General features: G+C 73.1%; 17 protein-coding genes. 8 read left to right on the plus strand and 9 right to left on the minus strand.

Annotated features, from left to right (window positions below; all coding sequences use genetic code 11):
* Positions 1 to 24: 24 nt before the first annotated feature.
* From ACWCXC_RS21605 to ACWCXC_RS21615, 3 genes are all read right to left on the minus strand, one after another.
* Entirely contained in the window at positions 25 to 1551 is a 1527-nt protein-coding gene (locus ACWCXC_RS21605; protein ID WP_450890247.1) for an ABC transporter substrate-binding protein, read from the minus strand.
* A 580-nt stretch (positions 1552 to 2131) separates the two neighbouring features.
* Complete coding sequence (locus ACWCXC_RS21610; protein ID WP_450890248.1) at positions 2132 to 3049, minus strand: DsbA family oxidoreductase; 918 nt, start codon at positions 3047 to 3049, stop codon at positions 2132 to 2134.
* A complete protein-coding gene (locus tag ACWCXC_RS21615; protein ID WP_450686306.1) occupies positions 3046 to 3480 on the minus strand; it encodes an RrF2 family transcriptional regulator in 435 nt (144 codons plus the stop codon). Before ACWCXC_RS21615 ends, ACWCXC_RS21610 begins: the two co-directional genes overlap by 4 nt.
* A gap of 165 nt (positions 3481 to 3645) precedes the next feature.
* On the opposite strand from ACWCXC_RS21615, the gene ACWCXC_RS21620 reads away from it, so the two are divergent.
* A complete protein-coding gene (locus ACWCXC_RS21620) occupies positions 3646 to 4152 on the plus strand; it encodes a cupin domain-containing protein (protein ID WP_450686307.1) in 507 nt (168 codons plus the stop codon).
* Between the two features lie 683 nt (positions 4153 to 4835).
* Positions 4836 to 5189, plus strand: coding sequence for a VOC family protein (locus ACWCXC_RS21625; protein ID WP_450890249.1), 354 nt, complete (start codon positions 4836 to 4838; stop codon positions 5187 to 5189).
* Between the two features lie 87 nt (positions 5190 to 5276).
* Here the strand turns inward: ACWCXC_RS21625 and ACWCXC_RS21630 are convergent, their stop codons facing one another.
* Positions 5277 to 8651: a pyruvate carboxylase gene (locus tag ACWCXC_RS21630; RefSeq protein WP_450890250.1), complete on the minus strand. Its 3375-nt coding sequence runs from the start codon at positions 8649 to 8651 to the stop codon at positions 5277 to 5279.
* A 320-nt stretch (positions 8652 to 8971) separates the two neighbouring features.
* Positions 8972 to 9883, minus strand: coding sequence for a LysR family transcriptional regulator (locus ACWCXC_RS21635; RefSeq protein ID WP_450890251.1), 912 nt, complete (start codon positions 9881 to 9883; stop codon positions 8972 to 8974).
* A gap of 79 nt (positions 9884 to 9962) precedes the next feature.
* On the opposite strand from ACWCXC_RS21635, the gene ACWCXC_RS21640 reads away from it, so the two are divergent.
* The 5 genes from ACWCXC_RS21640 to ACWCXC_RS21660 all read left to right on the plus strand — a co-directional run bounded on the left by ACWCXC_RS21640 (position 9963) and on the right by ACWCXC_RS21660 (position 14767).
* Positions 9963 to 11225: an MFS transporter gene (locus tag ACWCXC_RS21640; RefSeq protein ID WP_450890252.1), complete on the plus strand. Its 1263-nt coding sequence runs from the start codon at positions 9963 to 9965 to the stop codon at positions 11223 to 11225.
* A gap of 61 nt (positions 11226 to 11286) precedes the next feature.
* Complete coding sequence (locus ACWCXC_RS21645) at positions 11287 to 11745, plus strand: MarR family winged helix-turn-helix transcriptional regulator (RefSeq protein ID WP_450890253.1); 459 nt, start codon at positions 11287 to 11289, stop codon at positions 11743 to 11745.
* The gene (locus tag ACWCXC_RS21650) at positions 11738 to 13189 is read left to right on the plus strand and encodes an MFS transporter (protein ID WP_450890254.1); all 1452 of its coding nucleotides are present in this window, start codon (positions 11738 to 11740) and stop codon (positions 13187 to 13189) included. Before ACWCXC_RS21645 ends, ACWCXC_RS21650 begins: the two co-directional genes overlap by 8 nt.
* Positions 13190 to 13196: 7 nt before the next feature.
* A complete protein-coding gene (locus ACWCXC_RS21655; protein WP_450890255.1) occupies positions 13197 to 14063 on the plus strand; it encodes a GNAT family N-acetyltransferase in 867 nt (288 codons plus the stop codon).
* Between the two features lie 86 nt (positions 14064 to 14149).
* Positions 14150 to 14767: a TOPRIM nucleotidyl transferase/hydrolase domain-containing protein gene (locus tag ACWCXC_RS21660; RefSeq protein WP_450890256.1), complete on the plus strand. Its 618-nt coding sequence runs from the start codon at positions 14150 to 14152 to the stop codon at positions 14765 to 14767.
* A gap of 24 nt (positions 14768 to 14791) precedes the next feature.
* On the opposite strand, the gene ACWCXC_RS21665 is transcribed toward ACWCXC_RS21660, so the two are convergent.
* The 3 genes from ACWCXC_RS21665 to ACWCXC_RS21675 form a co-directional block, all read right to left on the minus strand.
* Positions 14792 to 15472 carry an NUDIX domain-containing protein gene (locus ACWCXC_RS21665; RefSeq protein WP_450686425.1) on the minus strand — a complete coding sequence of 227 codons (681 nt, stop codon included), beginning with the start codon at positions 15470 to 15472 and terminating at the stop codon, positions 14792 to 14794.
* Complete coding sequence (locus ACWCXC_RS21670; RefSeq protein ID WP_450890334.1) at positions 15469 to 15822, minus strand: DUF4406 domain-containing protein; 354 nt, start codon at positions 15820 to 15822, stop codon at positions 15469 to 15471. The genes ACWCXC_RS21665 and ACWCXC_RS21670 overlap by 4 nt, the downstream gene beginning before the upstream one ends.
* A gap of 118 nt (positions 15823 to 15940) precedes the next feature.
* The gene (locus ACWCXC_RS21675; RefSeq protein WP_450890257.1) at positions 15941 to 16726 is read right to left on the minus strand and encodes a DeoR/GlpR family DNA-binding transcription regulator; all 786 of its coding nucleotides are present in this window, start codon (positions 16724 to 16726) and stop codon (positions 15941 to 15943) included.
* Between the two features lie 261 nt (positions 16727 to 16987).
* Between ACWCXC_RS21675 and ACWCXC_RS21680 the strand changes: the two genes are divergently transcribed.
* Positions 16988 to 18202: a right-handed parallel beta-helix repeat-containing protein gene (locus ACWCXC_RS21680; RefSeq protein WP_450890258.1), complete on the plus strand. Its 1215-nt coding sequence runs from the start codon at positions 16988 to 16990 to the stop codon at positions 18200 to 18202.
* A 51-nt stretch (positions 18203 to 18253) separates the two neighbouring features.
* Here the strand turns inward: ACWCXC_RS21680 and ACWCXC_RS21685 are convergent, their stop codons facing one another.
* Positions 18254 to 20026, minus strand: a complete 1773-nt coding sequence (locus ACWCXC_RS21685) for an asparagine synthetase B family protein (protein ID WP_450890259.1) — start codon at positions 20024 to 20026, stop codon at positions 18254 to 18256.
* Between the last annotated feature and the right edge of the window lie 2 nt (positions 20027 to 20028).

Here is a 20028-nt window from a genome sequence, read left to right on the forward strand (position 1 = left end):
TCTTCCGTGCGTGTGTGAGGGCCGTCAGCGGGAGCCGTCGACGGTCACACCGGTCCAGTCGATGTGCGCGGGGTTCTTCGGCAGATCGGAGATCCGCGTGCTCTTCGCGAAGAGGTTGGGCGAGGAGTACGTGAACACCAGGGCCTTGCTCGCCAGTCCGGCCCGGGTCGCCTCGCGGAGCGTCCGCGTGTACGCGGGATCGTCCAGCGGGGTCCGCCGCACCTTGCCGACGGCCGCGTCGAAGCCCTGCGGCTCGTACGGACCGCTGAGGTTGAGCGGGCCGTGCGGACCGAAGTGGGCGGTGAGGGTCTGGACGGCGGAGTCGCGCCCCGTCGTCGAGTACAGCGAGAACGTCAGGTCCTTCGCGAAGAACGGCGTGGCCCAGTTCTTGTCGATCCTGATCGCGACGTCGATGCCGACCGCGGCCAGCTGGGACTGGACGATCTCCGCCTGCGGGTCCTCGGACGGAATGACCAGGTCCAGCTTGAGTTCCCCGGGCCGGTGACCGGCCTCGGACAGCAGTCGCCTGGCCTTCGCCGGATCGTACGGATAGGCGTCCTCCGAGGCGGGGTCGTAGGCCACGTACCCCTTCGGGAACGGCTGGTCGGTCACCTCGCCGTAGCCGAAGGTCAGTTTGTCGACGAATTCCTGCCGGTTCACCGCGTGGCGGACCGCGTCCACCACCCGGTCGTCGTCGAAGGGCGCCTTGTTGATGTTCAGACTCAGGTTGGCGGCGTTGAAACCGGGCTGGGAGAAGACGTCCAGACCGGCCTTCTTCGCTGCGTCGGCCTGGCTCGGGTCGAGATCGGCGAAGTTGTACACACCGGTGCGCAGGCCCGAGACGACGGTGGAGGCGTCGGGCGCGGAGTCCAGCTCGACATCGTCGATGTGGATGTTCTTCGCGTCCCAGTAGTCCGGGTTCTTCTTCAACACCGCCTTGGTCCCCGGGATCAGCTGCTTCACGACGAACGGGCCTGCCCCGACCGGGTTGCGGTCCAGCTCGGCCGGGTCCTTCGCGGCCTTCGGGCTGGCGATCTGCAGCACGCGCTCACCGAGCAGTTGGGGGATCTGGTAGTCGACCTGGGAGAGGTGGAGCACCGCGTCCAGCCCCTTGGCCTCCACCGAGGCGATCGACGTCAGATCGCCGAACAGGGCGGAGTTCTTCTGCTTCTTGGCACGGTCGATGGCGGCCTTGACCGCGAGCGCGTCGACCGGCTCCCCGTCGCTGAACGTCAGTCCTGGACGCAGGTGAAAGGTGATCAGATCGCCGCGCTTGTTGTACTCCCAGCTCTCGGCGAGGTCCGGAACGGCCTTGCCGCTCTCGTCGGTGCGTGTCAACGACGCGTAGACGAGGGCGAGTTCGCGGAACTGTGCGCCGCTTCCCGACACCACCGGATCCCAGTGGGCCGGGAAGTACGAGGACGCCCACTTCAGGGTCGCCCCGCCGGAGGAGGCGGAGACGTCCCCGCCGCACGCGGCCAGGGCGGGGGTGAGCAGGGCGGCGAGTGCGGCGCCGAGGGCGGTGGCCCGTGTGGTGCGACGTGGGGACATCTCGTTCTCTCTGTGACGGGGCCCGGCCCGGATCGGGGCAGGCCGGACCGCGGGCGGAGGTGCCGGGGACAAGGCATGGCGGGCCGGCCGCACGGCGGGACGGATGTCCGCCGGGGCCGGGCCGGGGGAGGTGGGGCTGGCCGGGGGAGGAGGGGCTGTTCCGGGGCGTACGGAACCGTCGCGGCGCCCCGAGGGACAGGAGGCGTCGGCGATACGGACCGGATGGCGCGGTGATGTGCTCCGACGGGCGGCCGGGACACCCCGGCCCCGGACGTGACGATGCCCTCGGACGACGGGGCGGGTCACGGTGAGACGCGAGGGGCGCGGTGACGCGGCCGGAGCGCGCGGGCGGTCCCGAGCGGCGGGCGGCCGGGGGCCGTGGCCGACGACGGGACGCCAGCGGATCGGAGCGGGTTGGCGGTCAGCGACAGAGTGCGCTGGAGGTGCGCCGAAGATCCACGTATCGGCACTCCACACCGGGGTGCGTCGTGAGCATGGGCACATCCTGGGGGCCGTCGCGGGCATCTGTCAATGGACACCATTTGGTGTCTCATTCGGTGGGACCGGGACTGACCGCAGGTCAGAGCCCTGACACCGCCCGGGGAATGACGCCGGAGCGAGCGGCGGCCTCCTCGGGATGCAGCCACAGCGGACCGTTCCCGGTGTCCACGCGGACCGCGTGCGCGGGCGGCCGGCCGCCCGCGGCCAACAGCTCCGCCTCCGGCCCGGTCAGACTGCGGCAGCGCTCCAGCGCCTCCTCCGGCGGCAGCCGCGGGCACTCCCCGAGCACCCCCGGGCACAGCGCCTCGAACGCCCGCGCATAGGCGTCGAACGGCCGCCAGCCGGGCACCGCCCGATGACCGGCGGGGGAGCGGACGAGCAGCGTCGGCAGCGCGTAGCGCACCGCGCCGTCGGCGGTCTCCTTGGCCCCGCCCGGATGCGGAGAGTCCGCCCGCACCGACAGCACCTCCCGCACCGGCCGACGCGCCTCCGCCCGGTCGGCGCGCACCCCGTCGAGCACCGCACCGGACGCGGCATCGGACCGCAGCCGCTCCGCGTCCAGCCCCGGCACACCCCGTACGGCGGCCAGCGCGCCCGCCTCGGTGTCGGCGGGCTCACCGAGCACGAACACGCTCTCGCGCAGCCTCCGCAGCACCCGGTCGGCGACCTCGGCGCCCTGCCGCTCCGCCGCCTTCGCGACCAGCGACGACGGCCAGGAACTCGCCGCCACCCGGCTCAGCCGAACCGCGTACGGGGCGCGCGTGTGGGCCCCGATCTCCGCCACGTGACGGGCGTACCAGGCCGTCTCGGCGGCCGGATCGGGCGGCGGATCGTCGTCGTGGTCGAAGAGGATCGCGTACGCGCGCCGCCACCGCACCCGGCCGCCCAGCGCCGCGCGCAGCGCGCGGAACACCGGCTCGGAACCCCATGCCCACGGGCACATCGGATCCGTGTACTCCACCACCTCCACCCCGGACGCCGGGAGCGCCCCCGTCATGCGGCGCCGACCCCGGACGGCTCGGCGCGGGCCCCGTCGGGCAGCAGCGCCGCCAGCGTGAGACCGCCGAGGACCGCGACGGCCTCCGCCTCGACACGGCGCCACACCCCGGGCAGCGCCGATGCCGGACCGGGGTAGTCCAGACCGGCCAACGGCCCGCCGCGCAGGGTGATCACCTCGCCGTCCACGGCGCGCACCACGTCCAGCAGGGCGATCTCGTCCGCCGGTCTGCCCAGCCAGTACCCCCCTTCGCACCCACGTTGGCTGCGCACCAGACCCGCTCTGCGCAACTCGCCCACCACGGACTTCAGGAACCGGAACGGGATCTCCTGCGAGGACGCGATGGCCTCACAGGTCAGAGGGCGGCCGGGCTCACGCGCGAGCTCCAGAAGAGCTCGCGTGGCGTAGTCCGCCTTCGCGGAGATATGCATGGCCGACATCATGCCCCCGAACTCCCGTCTCCGAGAGGGAAAACGCGGGGCTCCTCCGCGTCCGGCCGCACCCGGCCGCTCGTACTGTTGCCGGAACATTGCCGCAGGTGAACGGCAAAGGACACCTCTTGACATCCTTTTTCGGGCCGACCTAGCGTCCCTGCCATGAGCGAGCCGTTGACGACCCCCGGTGAGGGCTTCCACCCCCACCTCCACGAGACTCCGGGCCGCCCGGACGCCCCGCTGCGCACCCGCGTGCACCACATCCGGGCGGACGCCCTGGACGGCGACACCGCCCAGACCGGGGGCATGCGCAGATTCGCCGCCGTCAGCGGCCGGACCGTCGGCTCCGAGAAGCTGTGGATGGGCCAGACCCATGTCGCCCCGGCCACCTCCTCGTCCGATCACCACCACGGCGCGTCCGAGACCGCCATCCACGTGGTCAGCGGGCACCCGGAGTTCGTGTTCCTGGACGGATCCGGCGACGAACCCGAGGAGGTGCGGCTGCGCACCTCGCCCGGCGACTACATCTTCGTCCCGCCCTTCGTCCCGCACCGCGAGGAGAACCCCGACCCCACCGAGGAGGCCGTGGTCGTCATCGCCCGCAGCACCCAGGAGGCGATCGTCGTCAACCTCCCCCGCCTGTACGCCCTTCCGGCCGACGACGCCTGAGCGCACCGCGAAGGCCCGCGATCCGCTCCGCTCGGCTCCGGCATCACCGCGGGCGGCAGCGACGGGTCGGCGGCCGCCTCCTCGGCCACCGCCTCGTCCGGATCCCCCAGCAGCCCGGCGACGACGGCGGCGCCAGACCCGGATGACCGGCGGCCTCCCGCCGCGCCCGCCCGTCGCGGAGACGGACGACGAGTGCCCGGCCCGTGGCGCGCGGATGCCGGGCGATCGCCCGCAGGGCCTTGCGCACCGGCGGCTCCCGCAGCTCCGGCAAGGCGTCCGGATTGGCCGCCACCGCGGCGACGACCCGGTCGCCATGACGCCGCGTCAGCGCCCGCAGCACCGCCTCCGGGAGCCCCGGGTGCCCGGCGACGGCCCCGGCCACCTCCGCGTCGGCGTCGAAGACCTGCGCGCACGGCGGGGCATCTGATCCGGTCCCGAGGCGCGGCGGCCCGCCCCGATCGCGGCGAGCCCCGCAGTGGTGCCCGTGCGCCCCGGCTCCGTCCGTTGCTGGAACGATGGGCGGATGGACAAGGTCAGCGACTCCGCGATCCTCGACGCCATCGACGCCATCGACGCCGGACTCCCCGACGAGGCGGGCGGGGATCACCAGCAGTGACCTCGCGCTCGCGGCGACGCTCAGTGCCCTCGCCCGCCGCTCCGGCCTGACCGCCGCCCCCGCCGAGGTGACCCGGCTCGAACTCGCCCTCGACACCGCCGACCACGCCGTGGCCGGACCGTTCTGGGCGGCGCTGCTCGGCGGTGAGGGCGGCCGCGCCGTCGAGGACTCGGTCTTCGACACCCATCATCGCGTCCCCGCCGTGTGGTTCCAGCGGACCGAACCCCACCCCCTGCCGCGTCAGCGCCGGCACGTGGATCTGTGGCTGGCGCCCGAGGCGGCGCGGGAGCGGATCGCGGCGGCCCTGGCCGCGGGCGGCACCCTGGTCGACGACTCCGGGGCGCCGGCGTTCGTCGTGCTCGCCGACCCGGAGGGCAACAAGGCGTGCGTCTGCACGGACCTGGGCCGCGACCGGCCCTGACGACCGGCCCTGACATCCGGTCATGGCACCCGGTCATGGCACCGGCCGCCCGTCCGGTTCTCCGGACGGGCGGCGGGGCGGCGTCGCTCAGCCGATCTCGATCAGGAGGTCCCCGGCCTCCACCTGCTGGACCTTGCCGATCGCCAGGCGGCGGACCACTCCTGCGGACTGGGCGGTGATCGACGCCTCCATCTTCATGGCCTCGATCGTGGCGACCGTCTGACCGGCCGACACGGTGGCCCCCTCCTCGGCCTGGAGCGTCACCACGCCGGCGAAGGGCGCGGCGACATGGCCCGGGTCGGCGCGGTCGGCCTTCTCGGCCGCCTTCACCTCGGTGGCCACGGACCTGTCCCGGACCGAGACGGGGCGCAGTTGGCCGTTGAGGGTGGCGAGCACGCTGCGGAATCCGCGTTCGTCCGGTTCGGACACGGCCTCCAGCTCGATGAGCAGGGTGACGCCCGGTTCCAGCGTCACGGTGTGCTCGGTCTCCGCTTCGAGGCCGTAGAGGAAGTCCTGCGTCGGGAGCACGGAGGTGTCGCCGTAGGCCTCGCGGTGTGCGGTGAACTCCTTCGTGGGGCCCGGGAAGAGCAGCCGGTTCAGCGTGGCGCGCGGGGTGTCGCGCAGACCGTGGAGGTCCTCGTCCGACAGTTCGGGCGTCGCGGCCTTCTCGGGACGGCCCTGGAGGGCGCGGGTCCGGAAGGGCTCCGGCCAGCCGCCGGGCGGGTCGCCCAGCTCGCCGCGGAGGAAGCCGATGACGGAGTCCGGTACGTCGAACTTGCCGGGGTCGGACTCGAAGTCGGACGCCTCCACGCCCGCCCCCACCAGATGCAGCGCCAGATCGCCGACGACCTTGGACGACGGGGTCACCTTCACCAGCCGGCCGAGCATGCGGTCCGCTGCCGCGTAGCAGTCCTCGATCAGCTCGAAGCGGTCGCCCAGACCGAGGGCGATGGCCTGCTGACGGAGGTTGGACAGCTGCCCCCCGGGGATCTCGTGGTGGTAGATGCGGCCCGTCGGCGAGGCCAGCCCCGACTCGAAGGGGGCGTACACCTTGCGGGTCGCCTCCCAGTACGGCTCCAGGTCACCGACCGCCTGGAGCGACAGCCCGGTGGCGCGCGGCGTGTGGTCGGTGGCGGCCACCAGCGCCGACAGCGGCGGCTGACTGGTCGTGCCCGCCATCGAGGCGACGGCCGCGTCCACCGCGTCCACCCCCGCGTCCACGGCCGCCATCAGCGTGGCCAGCTGACCGCCCGCCGTGTCATGGGTGTGCAGATGCACCGGCAGGTCGAACCGCTCGCGCAACGCGGTGACGAGCGTGCGCGCGGCCGGCGGACGCAGCAGCCCGGCCATGTCCTTGATCGCCAGGACATGGGCGCCCGCGTCCACGATCTGCTCGGCGAGCCGCAGGTAGTAGTCCAGCGTGTACAGGGACTCGCCCGGGTCCGACAGATCGGCGGTGTAGCAGAGCGCCACCTCGGCCAGGGCCGTCCCGGTGGCGCGGACCGCGTCGATGGCCGGACGCATCTGCGAGACGTCGTTCAGCGCGTCGAAGATCCGGAAGATGTCCATGCCCGTGGCCGCGGCCTCGGCGACGAACGCCTCGGTGACCTCGGTCGGATACGGGGTGTACCCCACGGTGTTGCGCCCGCGCAGCAGCATCTGCGTACAGATGTTGGGCACGGCCTCGCGCAGCTTCGCCAGCCGCTCCCACGGGTCCTCCGCGAGGAAGCGCAGCGCGACGTCGTACGTGGCGCCGCCCCAGCACTCGATGCTCAGCAACTCCGGGACGGTCCGCGCCACATGTGGGGCGACGGCCAGCAGATCGCGGGTGCGGACCCGGGTGGCGAGCAGCGACTGATGGGCGTCGCGGAAGGTGGTGTCGGTGACGGCCACCGCCGACTGCGCCCGCAGTTCGGCCGCGAAGGCATCCGGGCCCAGGGCCGCCAGCCGTTGCCGTGAACCGGCCGGCGGGGAACCCTGCGGCAGCGGGGGCAGCTTGTCCGCCGGGTCGATGACCGAGGGGCGGGGCCCGTACGGCCGGTTCACGGTGGTCTCGGCGAGGTAGCTGAGCATCCGGCTGCCCCGGTCGGCCGACGGACGGGCGTGGATCAGCTCCGGGTGCTCGTCGATGAAGCTCGTCGTGATGTGTCCGGCCTTGAAGTCGGGCTGCTCCAGCACCGCGCCCAGGAACGGCAGGTTGGTCGCCACGCCCCGGATGCGGAACTCGGCGATCGCCCGCCGCGCCCGGCGTGCCGCGTTGGCGAAGTCGTGGCCGTGGCAGGTCAGCTTCACCAGCATCGAGTCGAAGTGGGCGGAGACCTCGGCGCCGGTGTGCACCGTGCCGCCGTCCAGCCGGACACCGGGCCCGCCCGGCGAGCGGTAGGCCGAGATGGTCCCGGTGTCCGGGCGGAAGCCGTTGGCCGGGTCCTCCGTGGTGATGCGGCACTGGAGCGCCGCCCCGTTGAGGGTGATCACGTCCTGGGTGAGCCGCAGGTCCGGCAAGGTCATCCCGGCGGCGATGCGCAGCTGGGCGATCACCAGATCGCGGCCGGTGACCTGTTCGGTCACTGTGTGCTCGACCTGGATGCGGGGGTTCATCTCGATGAAGACGTGGTTGCCGCGCTCGTCGACCAGGAACTCGACGGTGCCCGCGTTCACGTACCCGATGTGACGGGCGAACGCGACCGCGTCGGCGCAGATCCGCTCCCGCAGCCCCGGGTCCAGATTGGGGGCGGGCGCGATCTCGACGACCTTCTGGTGGCGGCGCTGCACCGAGCAGTCGCGCTCGTAGAGGTGGACGACGTTGCCCTCGGCGTCGGCGAGGATCTGCACCTCGATATGGCGCGGGTTGATCACCGCCTGCTCCAGGAAGACCGTCGCGTCGCCGAACGCCGACCGCGCCTCCCGCATCGCCGCGTCGATGGCCTCGCGCAGCTCGCCCGGTTCCGCGACCCGGCGCATGCCACGGCCGCCGCCCCCGGCCACGGCCTTGACGAAGACCGGGAAGTCGATGTCCGCCGAGGCGGCGACGAGCGCGTCCACGTCCTGCGAAGGTTCCGACGACCTCAGCACGGGAACCCCGGCCTCCCGCGCGGCGGCCACCGCACGGGACTTGTTGCCCGTCAGGTTCAGCACCGAGGCGGGCGGACCCACGAACGTGATCCCCTCGGCGGCGCACGCCGCCGCCAGGTCCGGGTTCTCGGAGAGGAAGCCGTATCCCGGGTAGATCGCGTCGGCGCCCGCCTTCCGGGCGGCCTTGATCACCTCGTCGACCGAGAGGTACGCGCGGACCGGATGACCGGGCTCACCGATCCGGTAGGCCTCGTCCGCCTTGGCCCGGTGCAGGGAGTTGCGGTCCTCGTGGGGATAGACGGCCACCGTGGAGATGCCGAGCTCGAACGCCGCGCGGAACGCGCGGATCGCGATCTCCCCGCGGTTGGCGACCAATACCTTGTCGAACATCCAACTCCCCAGACGTGTCACGGGCGTGTGGCCCCGGAACGGACGGTGTCGCACGGGATGCACGGGCCGGCATCCGGTGTCGGGTGGCGGTGCTGAAGACGGAGCGCCCAGGCGTTCTCGGGCCGAGCGTTCGACACCGTACCGGAGACCTTCCCCGAGATCGCGGGCGCAAAGGATGGCGTGCGTCACGTGCCGCGATCGGCCCACCGCACAGGGTCCGCCCCGCCGTGCGCCGCGACCGGCCGGCGCACGCCGACAGCACGCACCCGACGCCGCCCGGCCCGCCCTCCCGGCGGACGAGGGGAAAGGTCCGACCGGCCCTACCGCGCGGGCCCGCCCGCCTCCGGGGCGGCGGCCGGCCTGCGGGGGGCGTCCAGCATCGCCAGGAACGCGGCGGCGGCGGGGGAGAGGCGGGCGCCGCTCCACACCAGGTGCTCCACCCGGATCGGGGCGTCGCCCACCTCGACGACCGGCAGATCCGGGTACTCCGTCACGAAGCCCGTCGGCAGCATCCCGATCCCCAGTCCCAGCCGGATCAGCTGGACCATCGAGCCGGGCGAGGTGATCTCGAAGGCGACCTCGCGCCGGACCCCCGCCCCGGCGAAGGCGGTGTCCGACTGGACGCGCCCGGCCGTGCCGGAGGGGAAGTCGACGAAGGTCTCGTCCGCGAGCCGTTCCAGCTCCACCTTCTTCCGGCCCGCGAGGGGATGGTCCGGCGGCAGCACCGCCACCAGCCGGCCGCGCCCCAGCTCCCTGCCGTGCACGCCCCGGGGCCGGGGACCGGGCGGAAGCCCGAGGAAGGCGACGTCGAGTCGGCCCTGGCGCACGCCCTCGACCAGTTCCTCGCTCGCCCCCGAGCGCAGGGTGATCCCCACCTCGCGGTGGCGGACGTGGAAGCGCTTGAGCGCGCCGGGCAGATCGACGGCCGTCACCGTGGGGATCGTCCCGACGGCCAGCCGGCCCCGGATCACCCCGGCGGCGGCCGCCACCTCGGCGCGGGCGCGGTCGGCCGCCTCCAGCGACTGGCGGGCCGCGGGCAGGAACGCCTCACCGGCGGCGGTCAGCCGGACCCGCCGGCTGGTCCGCTCGAACAGCCGGGCCCCCAGCTCCCGTTCCAGCCGGGCGATCTGATGGCTCAGCGCCGACTGCACGACCAGGCACTGCTCGGCGGCGCGCGTGAAGTTCCTCGTCTCCGCCACGGCCACCACGTACCGCATCTGCTGAAGGTCCATCGATCCATCGTGAACCACGATCATTCGCATGACAAACATGTGTTGGACTCATCGATGGGCCGCCCGTGAAGCTGAGTCCATGACCACTCCACGCACCGCCCGGGAAGGCGGCCTCTCCCGAGGGCTGCTGCTGCTCATGTCCGCCGCGACCGGCCTCGCCGTCGCGGGCAACTACTTCGCCCAGCCGCTGCTGGACCTGATCGGCCGCGAACTGGGCCTCGGGACCACCGCCGCCGCCTTACTGGTGACGGTGGCCCAGGCCGGCTACGCGCTGGGCCTGATCCTGCTGGTGCCCCTCGGCGACCTCGTCGAGCGCCGACGGCTCGCGGTCGCGCTGTACGCGGCCACCGCGCTCTTCCTGCTGGTGTCGGCCACCGCCGTCAACGGCACGGTGCTCCTCATCGGCACCGCCCTGACCGCGCTCACCTCCGTGGGGGCCCAGGTGGTCGTCCCCTTCGCCGTCTCCCTGGCCGCCCCGGCCGAACGCGGACGCGTGGTCGGCACCGTCATGACCGGACTGCTCCTCGGCCTCCTGCTGGCCCGTACGGCGTCCGGCGCGCTCTCGGAGCTGGGCGGCTGGCGCACGGTCTACTGGGCCGACGCCGTCCTGATGGCGGTGACCGCCGTCCTGCTGCGGACGCGGCTGCCCCGGCTCGGCGGCACGGGTGACGGACTGTCGTACCCCGCGCTGCTGCGCTCGACGCTCGCGATGTTCCGGTACGAGCCGCTGCTGCGGTGGCGTGCGGGGATCGGCGCCCTCAGCCTCGCCTCGTTCAGCGTGCTGTGGACGGCCCTCACCTTTCTGCTCGTGCGGCCCCCGTACGGCTGGTCGGAATCGGGCATCGGCCTCTTCGGGCTGGTCGGCGCGGCGGGCGCGGTGACCGCCATGGTCGCCGGACGGCTCGCCGACCGAGGACACGTCCAGAAGGTGACGGGCGCCGGCACGGTCCTGCTCCTGCTCTCCTGGGCGGCCGTCGCCGCCGGCTCCCGCTCCCTGGTCTGGCTGCTCATTGGCGTCGTCGTCCTCGACCTGGCCCACCAGGCGGTGCTCAACAGCACCCAGAACGTGATCTACGCGCTGCGCCCCGAGGCCCGCAACCGCATCAACTCCGCCTTCATGACCTCGTTCTTCGTCGGCGGAGCCATCGGCTCCGCGCTCACCTCCGTCGTCTGGGCGAGCGCCGGATGGACCGGGGTCTCCGTGCTGGGGGCCTCGCTCGCCGCCGGCACGGTGGTGCTCTGGGCGCTGGAACGACTCACGGCCGCGCGAACCGCCCGCCGGACGCCCCCGGTGAGCATCGAGCCCGCCGCGATGGTCCGGCCGGCCGTGACGCACCAGTGAAACCGTCCGTGATCTACAGTCGAAACTGTACAACTAGCCCTGTGGGTTCTAGCCTGGGAGCATGCAGGAGAAGAACCCCCGCCCGGCCCCGTCGCCCTCGGCGGTCCAGGCGTCCCAGCAGGTTCGCGCCGTGATCAGCCGACTGAGGCGCCGCATCCTGAACGCGGCCGAACCCGAGGACATGACCCTCGGACAGGCATCCGTGCTCGCCCGGCTGACCGGACTCGACCGAGGCGTCACGGCCAGCGACCTCGCCGCCGCCGAAGGGGTGCGCCACCAGTCCATGACGGCCACCGTCGCCGCCCTGGAGCGGCTCGCCCTCGTGGAGCGGCAGCGCGACCCGGACGACGGGCGCCGGATGCTCGTCTCCCTCACCCCCGAAGGGCGCCGGCGCGTGGCCGAAGGACGCCAGGCTCGGCAGGAATGGCTGGCGGGCGAACTCCAGACCCGCTGCACGGAGGAGGAACGGCGCGCGGTCATCACCGCCATGACCGTTCTGGAGCGACTGACCCATGACTGAACGCACGACCACCCGGCGCGGTGGCGTCACGGCCACCGGATTCGACCGACGGCTGCTGCCCCCGATGATCATCGGATCGGTCCTCAACCCGGTCAACTCCACGATCATCGCCGTCACGCTCATACCCATCGGCAACGCGCTCGGCGCCCCGCCCTCGCAGACCGCCTGGCTGGTCTCCGCCCTCTACCTCGCCACCGCGCTCGGCCAGCCCGTCGTCGGCCGGCTCATCGACCTCTTCGGACCGCGCCGGCTCTTCCTGATCGGTACCTCGCTCGTCGGCGTCGCGGGCGTCGTCGGCACCCTCGCGCCGAACCTCGGCGTCCTGATCGGCTCCCGGGTCCTCCTCGGGTTCGGAACCTGCGCCGGCTATCCGGCCGCCATGGCCCTGCTGCGCGGCGAGGAGCGCCGCACCGGAATCAGAAGTCCCGCCGGGGTGCTCACCGCCCTCGCCGTCGCCAACCAGACCATCGCCGTCATCGGCCCGCTGCTCGGCGGCCTCCTCGTCTCCGTCGGCGGCTGGCGCGCCACCTTCGCACTGAACGTCCCCCTCGCCGCCGTCGCCGTGCTGCTCGGACTGATCCGGCTGCCCCGCGGCCCCGAGCACCCCCCGTCCGGTGACGGCAGTGCCCCGGCGGCCGGCCCCGCGCCCCGGGCGGGCCTGGGCGCCCGGCTCGACCTGCCGGGCATGGCCCTGTTCGCGGCGACGCTCGTCGCGCTGCTGCTCTTCCTGATGAACCTGCGCCCGGAGGACTGGTACCTCCCGGTGATCGCGGCGGCGGCCGGCGCCGGCTTCGTCCGGCGCGAGCTGCGCGCCCCCGAACCCTTCATCGACCTGCGCGTCCTGGGCGGCAACACCCCCCTGCTCGTCACCTACGGACGTGCCCTGGTCACCTACACCGTCTCGTACGCCTTCCTCTACGGCTTCACCCAGTGGACCGAGGAGGGCTACGGCCTCTCGCCGTTCCACGCCGGACTCGTCCAGATCCCGATGTTCCTCGTGGCCATCGGCGTCTCCCTCCTCGCCGGCCGCAGCACCGCCGTCCGGGGCAAGCTGCTCGTCGGCGCGCTGGGCCAGGTCGCCGCCTGCCTCGTCATGCTGGCGCTCGCCGGTGACAGCCCGGTCTGGACCCTGGTCCTCGTCGCCCTCGTCTTCGGCGTCCCGCAGGGACTCAACAGCCTGGCCCTCCAGAACTGCGTCTACGCCCAGGCCGACTCCGAGCGCATCGCCTCGTCGGCGGGACTGCTCCGCACCTTCGCCTACATCGGCTCGATGGTGGCCTCCGCGACCGCTGCGCTCTCCTTGGGACCGCACGTCACGACCGGCGGCATGCACCACCTCGCCTGGTTCATGCTCGGCGCGGGCGTTGTGTACCTGCTGCTGACCGTGCTGGACCGCACGCTCGGCCGGAAACCGGATGCGCGGAACGCGGTGGGTGGTGTCTGATCGGCACATGCCGATCGAGCTGACCGAGCCGGACGTGAACGGACTGGGCGGGGCCGTCGCCGCACTGCGCGGCTGGCAGTCCGACGCCTCACCGCTGCAACTGCACCCCGGGGACCTCGGATGGTTCTGGAGAGCGGGGCCGGAGGCGACCGCCGCCGCCGTGCGGACCTGGAGCCGCGACGGCCGGATCCTCGCCGTCGGGCTCCTGGACGGACCCGGACTGCTGCGCCTGACGATCGCCCGCGAGGCCCAGCGCGACGAGGAGCTGGCCCGGAGCATGCTCGCCGACGTGACCGACCCGGACCGGGGCCTCCTGCCCGCCGGGAGGGCGAGCGTCGAGGCCCCGATGGCCGCCCGCCTCCAGGGCCTGCTGGCCGGGGCCGGATGGCACCCCGACGAGCCCTGGACCCCGCTGCACCGCGACCTCACCGAGCCGGTGCCCCACCCCGGCGTGCGCGTCGAGCGCGTCGGCCCCGGACGCGCCGCTGAGAGCACCGCCGTCCACCGGTCCGCGTTCGACGGCTCCGTGTTCACGGCGGAGCGCTGGCACGCCATGGCCGCCGGGCGGCCCTTCGCGGAGGCCCGGTCGCTTCTCGCGTACGACGACGAGGGCGCCGCCGTCGCCTGGGTGACGGTGTGGTCGGCGGGACCCGGCCGCCCCGGACTGCTGGAGCCGATGGGCGTCCACCGCGGCCACCGGGGGCGCGGCCACGGCCGGGCGATCAGCGTCGCGGCCGCCGCAGCACTGCGCGACATGGGCGCGTCGAGCGCGATGGTCTGCACCCCCGCCTCGAACGCCGCCGCCGTCGCCACGTACCGCGCGGCCGGATACGAACCCCGCTCCCCGGTCCGCGACATGACCCGGGACGCATGAGCGCCGCCCCCGCCCGCCGCCGTGAGGCCGGGCCGTCCGGGCGAACATCCCTGCCCCCGGGGCCCGGACCGACGCAGACTCGTCCCATGTCGGACATGGGTCTCTTCCGGAACGCCGTCACCGCGTGGGCGGCAGGGGGCCCGCCCGAGCCGGCCCGCGCTCTGGCGGCACGGCTGTCCGTCCGGGCCGTCGTCCTGCTGGAGGGGCCGAGCGACGCGGCGGCGGTCGACGCCCTTGCCGCGCGACGGGGCCGCGATCTGGAGGCCGAAGGGGTCTGCGTGCTGCCGATGGGCGGCGCGATGAGCGTCGGACGCTACACCGCCCTCCTCGGACCGCCCGGCCTGGACCTCCGCCTCACCGGACTCTGCGACGAGGCCGAACTGCCCTACTACACACGGGCTCTGGAGCGGGCGGAGGCCGGACAGGGGGAGTTCTTCGTCTGCTCGGCCGATCTGGAGGACGAGCTGATCAGGGCCCTGGGCGTGCCCCGGGCGGTGGAGGCCGTACGGGCCGAGGGCGACCTGCGCGCGCTGCAGACGTTCCGGCGCCAGCCCGCCCAGCAGGGCCGCCCCCCGGAGCGCCAGCTGCGCCGCTTCCTCGGCACGAAGAAGGGGCGGAAGATCCAGTACGGCAGGGTTCTCGTCGAGGCCCTCGACCCCGACCGGGTGCCCGCCCCGCTCGACGCCCTGCTGACCGCGCTCTGAGCGGCGGCGGGGCCGGGCCGTGCGTCATCCCCGGTGGGGGAGCGCCGCGGCGGGGCGGAAGGGGCCGTCGAGCGCGGCCCACTGGAGCAGCATGATCGTCTTGGCGTCCGCGATCCTGCCGTCACGGACCATGGCCAGGGCCTCGGCGAAGGGGAGCTCGACCGTCGCGATGTCCTCGCCCTCGGCCGCGATCCCCGTCGCCCCCGCCGGCGTGTCCGCCGGATCGTAGGGAGCGGCGTAGAAGTGCAGGCGCTCGGTGACCGACCCCGGGCTCATGTACACGTCGAAGACATGCTCGGGTACGCCGATGACGTGCCCGGTCTCCTCGGCCGCCTCGCGACGGATCGCCTCCTCGGGCCCGTCCCCGTCGAGCAGCCCGGCGGCGGTCTCCAGGAGCATGCCGTCGGGGTGCCCGTTGACATAGGCGGGCAGCCGGAACTGACGGGTCAGCAGCACCGTTCCGTGCGACGCGTCGTACAGCAGGATCGTCGCGCCGTCGCCCCGGTCGTAGGTCTCGCGCCGCTCGCGGCTGATGTGCCCGTCGCTGTGCTCGTAGTCGAACGTGGTCCGGCGCAGGACGTACCAGTCGCAGGACAGCACCTCGACCTGCCGGATCCGTACGCGGGGATTGCCGGTCAGTCCGAGACCCTGCCGGTCCAGCCCGGTGCGGCCGCGGCGGTCGGGGGTGTCGATCCCGGCGGTCATCGGGCATCCGGGACGTCGGCGAGCGCCGTGTGAACGGCCTTGCCGCCGGCACGGGCCAGGGCGACCATGCGGTCCGCTCCCTCGGAGGGGCCGCCGATGCGCAGGACGGCGTCGCAGCGGGCCAGGAGGCGTTCGGCGACGGGGTGGAAGATCTCGTCGAACAGCGCGTCGCCGGGCCGTGCGCCTCCGGCGCTCTCCAGCAGCGGAAGGGCGAGCGCCTCGCCGGTGACGGGCAGGTGACCGGCCCGGAACAGCGCGAGCGCCGTGCGGTTCATCGCCCGCACGTTCGCTTCGAGCTTCTCGGGGTCGTCGCCGGTGCCCGACCGGTACGGTCCGGCGACCAGGATCATCAGGGGACGGGGTGCGGTGGCCACGGCGGCACACTCCTCGGAAGGGGGAACGGGGGAATGGGGGAACGGGGGAACGGGGGAACGGGGCAGGCGATGAGGACCGGAGGGCGGGCGCGGCTCAGGCGAGGACGGTGTCGACGCCCGCTTCGCGCAGGGCGTCCAGGGTCTGCGGGCCGCCGGGGTGGGTGTCGGAGTCGGCCGCCGCCCGGTCGGTGACGAACCGCTCCACCGAGTCGAGCGGGGCGACCCGGCTGAACGCCCGCACCCCGAGCTTGGTCGCGTCGGCGACCACGACCGTGCGCGCCGACCGGGCGATGCCGACCCGCTTGACGGCGGCGTCCTCCAGCGAGAACTCCGACCAGCCGTGCTCGGCGTGCACCCCGCCGATCGACATCACGAAGCAGTCGAAGGCCAGCTCCTCCAGCGTGCCGAGCGCGAGCGGGCCGACGAAGGACCGCTCGCCCGGACGGGAGCGCCCGCCCACGACCAGGAGGTCGATGCCCGGCCGGTCGGCCAGCCGCACCGCCGCCTGAAGGCTCAGCACGGCCACGGTCAACGGCCCCCGGGACGCGAGCTGTTCGGCCACATGGACCGTCGTGGTCCCCGCGTCCAGCAGCACCCTTGAACCCGGCTCGACGAGCGAGGCGACAGCCGCCCCAAGACGGTCCTTCGTAGCCGCCTGCCAGGAGGCGCGCGCGTCGAACCCGGCGTCCTCGGCGCGCGATCGCGTCGCCACCGCCCCACCGTGCACGCGCCGCACGAGCCCCCGGCCCTCCAGCGCGTCCAGATCGCGGCGCACGGTCATCTCCGACACCCCGAGGCGCTGGGCCAGCTCGGCGACGGAGACACGGGTGGAGCCCTGCACCAGGCGCAGGGTCAGATCGAGGCGGTGGGCGACACTCATGACTGTTTTCTATCACTGGAAAGTGAGAACGAACAAATGAGTGTGCATTCCGAGGACGTGACCGCGTGCCGTGCAGTCATATGCGTAAACAGCATTCATGTACATGTTCATTGACGTGAACATGGTGCATGTCTAAGGTCCATAGAAAGCGCTTGTGCGGGCCTGGGGCAACCCCCACACCACCCCGATCCGTTCATGAAGCCGAACAGGCACGTACGCGCACTCGTCGAACGAACCACACCCCCACTTTGGAGTCGAACGATGAAGATCACCCCCGCCCTCGTCTGCGCCGGCCTGCTGGCCGGCTCGCTCGCCGCCGTGTCGGGCCCCGCCGCCCAGGCCGCGCCCCCCACCGCCGCCCGCGCCTCGGCCGTGCCCGCCGCGCTCGCGGCCGACGCCCTGTACGTGGCGCCGGACGGCACCGACTCCGCTGCCGGGACCGAGTCGGACCCGACGACGCTGTCCTCGGCGATCGGCCGCGTCTCCTCCGGCGGCACCATCTACCTGCGCGGCGGGACGTACCACTACGCGACGACGGTCACCATTCCGCCGGGCAACGACGGCACCTCGGGCGCCCGCACCACCCTGGCCGCCTACCCGGGCGAGAAGCCCGTGCTGAACTTCTCGGCCATGACCGAGGACCCCGCGAACCGCGGCCTCGCGGTGAACGGCGACTACTGGCACATCAACGGGATCACCGTCGAACACGCCGGGGACAACGGGATCTTCGTCGGCGGCAGCGACAACGTCATCGAACGCGTCGTGACCCGCTTCAACCGCGACTCCGGGCTCCAGATCTCACGGATCGCCTCCACCACCCCGCAGGCCGACTGGCCGTCGAACAACCTCGTCCTCAGCTCCGAGTCGCACGACAACGCCGACTCCGACGGCGAGGACGCCGACGGCTTCGCCTCCAAGCTCACCTCCGGCCCCGGGAACGTCTTCCGGTACACCGTGTCGCACAACAACATCGACGACGGCTGGGACCTCTACACCAAGAACGAGACCGGTCCCATCGGACCGGTGACCATCGAGGACTCCCTCTCGTACCACAACGGCACGCTCTCGGACGGCACGGTGAACGAGGACGGCGACCGCAACGGCTTCAAGCTCGGCGGGGACGGCATCGAGGTCGACCACGTCGTGCGCCGCAGCATCGCCTATGCCAACGGGCACCACGGATTCACGTACAACAGCAACCCCGGCTCGATGACGATCTCGGACAACGTCGGCATCGACAACGAGGAGCGCAACTTCTCCTTCGACAAGGGCACGTCGGTGTTCCGGAACAACACCTCCTGCCGCGACGGCAGCGGCTCCAACGACAAGACGATCGGTGACGCCGACGGCTCCAACCAGTTCTGGACGGGGTCGAACGGCTCGCGCTGCGCCTCGTACGACGGCGCCCTCGGCTGGTCGTTCGCCTCGGACGGCCGGCTCGTCGTCACCTTCGGCGGCTCCGTCGTGACGCCCTGACCACGGCGGCCCGGCGGGCGGCACCCGGAAGGCCGGGTGCCGCCCGCCGGCCTACACCTCGTACGCCCGCAGCCACAGTTCCAGCGTCAGCACCAGCCACAGCTTGCCGCCCTGACGCGGCAGCAGCGTGCCCTCGCCCCGCAGCCAGGTCCGCACCGTGTCCCGCCGGAACAATCCGCGCTCCGCCGCCCGCCGGCTCAGCAGCAGATCGTGCCCCAGCTCACGCAGCGGCCCCGCCAGCCACTGCTGCACCGGCACCCGCATCCCGCTCTTCGGCCGGTCGACGACCGTCGCCGGCAGCAGATCGCGCACCGCCTCCTTGAGGATCCACTTCTCCGCCGCACCCCGCAGTTTGAACTCCGGCGGAGTGGCGAAGGCATGGTCGATCACCCGGCGGTCGAACAGCGGCGAACGGCCCTCGATCCCCTGCGACGCGGTGAGGCGCTCCACCTTGGTGAGGATGTGGTGCGCGCCCTTCGTCCGCAGATTGCAGTGCAGGAGCTGGTTGAGGAGATGACTCATCCGGTACGGACCGTCCGCCCCGCCGCCCAGGTACGGCGCGACGAACCGCTGCGGGAGCGGGGCGTCCCGCAACGCGTCCAGCGTCTGCGCCGTCAGCAGCTCCGGCAGATCCGTCCAGCACTTGCGGTACGAGCGCAGGTAGGCCGTCGCCCGGTCCTCGTCCCAGGGAGCGCCGGGCGTGCGGTGCATCTCCTGCACCAGCATCGGCAGGTTCTTCGGCCCGCCGAAGACCGGGTCGCCGCCCTCGCCGTTGAGGACACAGCCGGCCCCGTCCGCCGCGACGGCTTCCGCCAGCAGCAGGTTCGGCACGGTGAGCGGATCACCCACGGGACTGTCCAGGAGCGCCGCCGCGTCCGCGAGCCGGGACGCGACCGTCGCCCCCGACACACTCAGCACCCGGTGACGCGTGCGGCAGTGCGCGGCCACGAGACCCGAGTACCCCAGCTCGTTGGGCAGCCCGTCACCGAAACTGATCGAGTACGTGCGCACGGGACGGTCGTGCAGCCGGGCCGCCAGCGCGGTGACCAGCGAACTGTCGATACCGCCGGACAACAGCACGGCCGCCGGTTCCCCGGCCGGGAGCCGGTCGGCCGTCGCCCGCTCCAGCAGTGCACGGAGCGTCCGTACGTACTCCGAAGGATCCTCCGGCGCGGGCCGCGCCACACACTCGCGCGGCTCCCAGTACACGGACCGCGTCACCGAGCCGTCCGCGCCCAGGCACACCACGCGGCCGGGCAGCACCTCCCGCACCCCCGTCAGCAGGGTCTCCTCGCCTGGCAGATAGGCGAAGGTGAGGAAGGAGCGGACGGCGGCGACGTTCATCGAGGTCCCCAGCGCCGGCCAGCGCCGCAGTGCCCGCAGCGACGTCGAGGCCGCCCAGGACCCGGCGGCGCGTGCGTAGAAGAGGGTGCGCGCGCCCACCTGGTCGCGGATCAGGACCAGGCCCGCCCGCTCCGGCACGGCCAGGACGAACATCCCCTCGGCGCGCGCCACACCCGCCTCACCCAGCCGCGACCAGCAGCGCAGCAGCACCTCCCCGTCCCGGCACCCCTCGGGCACGACGGCCCCCGAGGCGCGCAGCGCGGCCACCAGCTCGGCGCGGTTGTGCAGCGTGACCTCCCCGGCCGCCGTCACCCCGTCCGCCGTGAACGGGCCCTCGGCCCGCCCAGGTTCGTCCCGGAGCAGCCCCAGGCCGAAGCCCTCCGGGCCCTCCACCGCCACCGGGGCCGACCCGGCCATGGCCTCGATCTCCGTCCGGGCCCGCCCGGTCGTCGGGGAGAGGCAGACACAGAACCGTGTCACCG

It is taken from the genome of Streptomyces sp. NPDC001515, from assembly GCF_053597115.1.

What these genes read in the sequence shown, in the direction of transcription:
- ACWCXC_RS21670 (WP_450890334.1), bottom strand. Translation starts at nt 15,822, where the DNA reads ATGATCCTGGTCGCCGGACCGTACCGGTCGGGCACCGGCGACGACCCC.
- ACWCXC_RS21610 (WP_450890248.1), bottom strand. Translation starts at nt 3,049, where the DNA reads ATGACGGGGGCGCTCCCGGCGTCCGGGGTGGAGGTGGTGGAGTACACG.
- ACWCXC_RS21675 (WP_450890257.1), bottom strand. Translation starts at nt 16,726, where the DNA reads ATGAGTGTCGCCCACCGCCTCGATCTGACCCTGCGCCTGGTGCAGGGC.
- ACWCXC_RS21665 (WP_450686425.1), bottom strand. Translation starts at nt 15,472, where the DNA reads ATGACCGCCGGGATCGACACCCCCGACCGCCGCGGCCGCACCGGGCTG.
- ACWCXC_RS21615 (WP_450686306.1), bottom strand. Translation starts at nt 3,480, where the DNA reads ATGCATATCTCCGCGAAGGCGGACTACGCCACGCGAGCTCTTCTGGAG.
- ACWCXC_RS21680 (WP_450890258.1), top strand. Translation starts at nt 16,988, where the DNA reads ATGAAGATCACCCCCGCCCTCGTCTGCGCCGGCCTGCTGGCCGGCTCG.
- ACWCXC_RS21640 (WP_450890252.1), top strand. Translation starts at nt 9,963, where the DNA reads ATGACCACTCCACGCACCGCCCGGGAAGGCGGCCTCTCCCGAGGGCTG.
- ACWCXC_RS21645 (WP_450890253.1), top strand. Translation starts at nt 11,287, where the DNA reads ATGCAGGAGAAGAACCCCCGCCCGGCCCCGTCGCCCTCGGCGGTCCAG.
- ACWCXC_RS21620 (WP_450686307.1), top strand. Translation starts at nt 3,646, where the DNA reads ATGAGCGAGCCGTTGACGACCCCCGGTGAGGGCTTCCACCCCCACCTC.
- ACWCXC_RS21630 (WP_450890250.1), bottom strand. Translation starts at nt 8,651, where the DNA reads ATGTTCGACAAGGTATTGGTCGCCAACCGCGGGGAGATCGCGATCCGC.
- ACWCXC_RS21650 (WP_450890254.1), top strand. Translation starts at nt 11,738, where the DNA reads ATGACTGAACGCACGACCACCCGGCGCGGTGGCGTCACGGCCACCGGA.
- ACWCXC_RS21605 (WP_450890247.1), bottom strand. Translation starts at nt 1,551, where the DNA reads ATGTCCCCACGTCGCACCACACGGGCCACCGCCCTCGGCGCCGCACTC.
- ACWCXC_RS21660 (WP_450890256.1), top strand. Translation starts at nt 14,150, where the DNA reads ATGTCGGACATGGGTCTCTTCCGGAACGCCGTCACCGCGTGGGCGGCA.
- ACWCXC_RS21635 (WP_450890251.1), bottom strand. Translation starts at nt 9,883, where the DNA reads ATGGACCTTCAGCAGATGCGGTACGTGGTGGCCGTGGCGGAGACGAGG.
- ACWCXC_RS21655 (WP_450890255.1), top strand. Translation starts at nt 13,197, where the DNA reads ATGCCGATCGAGCTGACCGAGCCGGACGTGAACGGACTGGGCGGGGCC.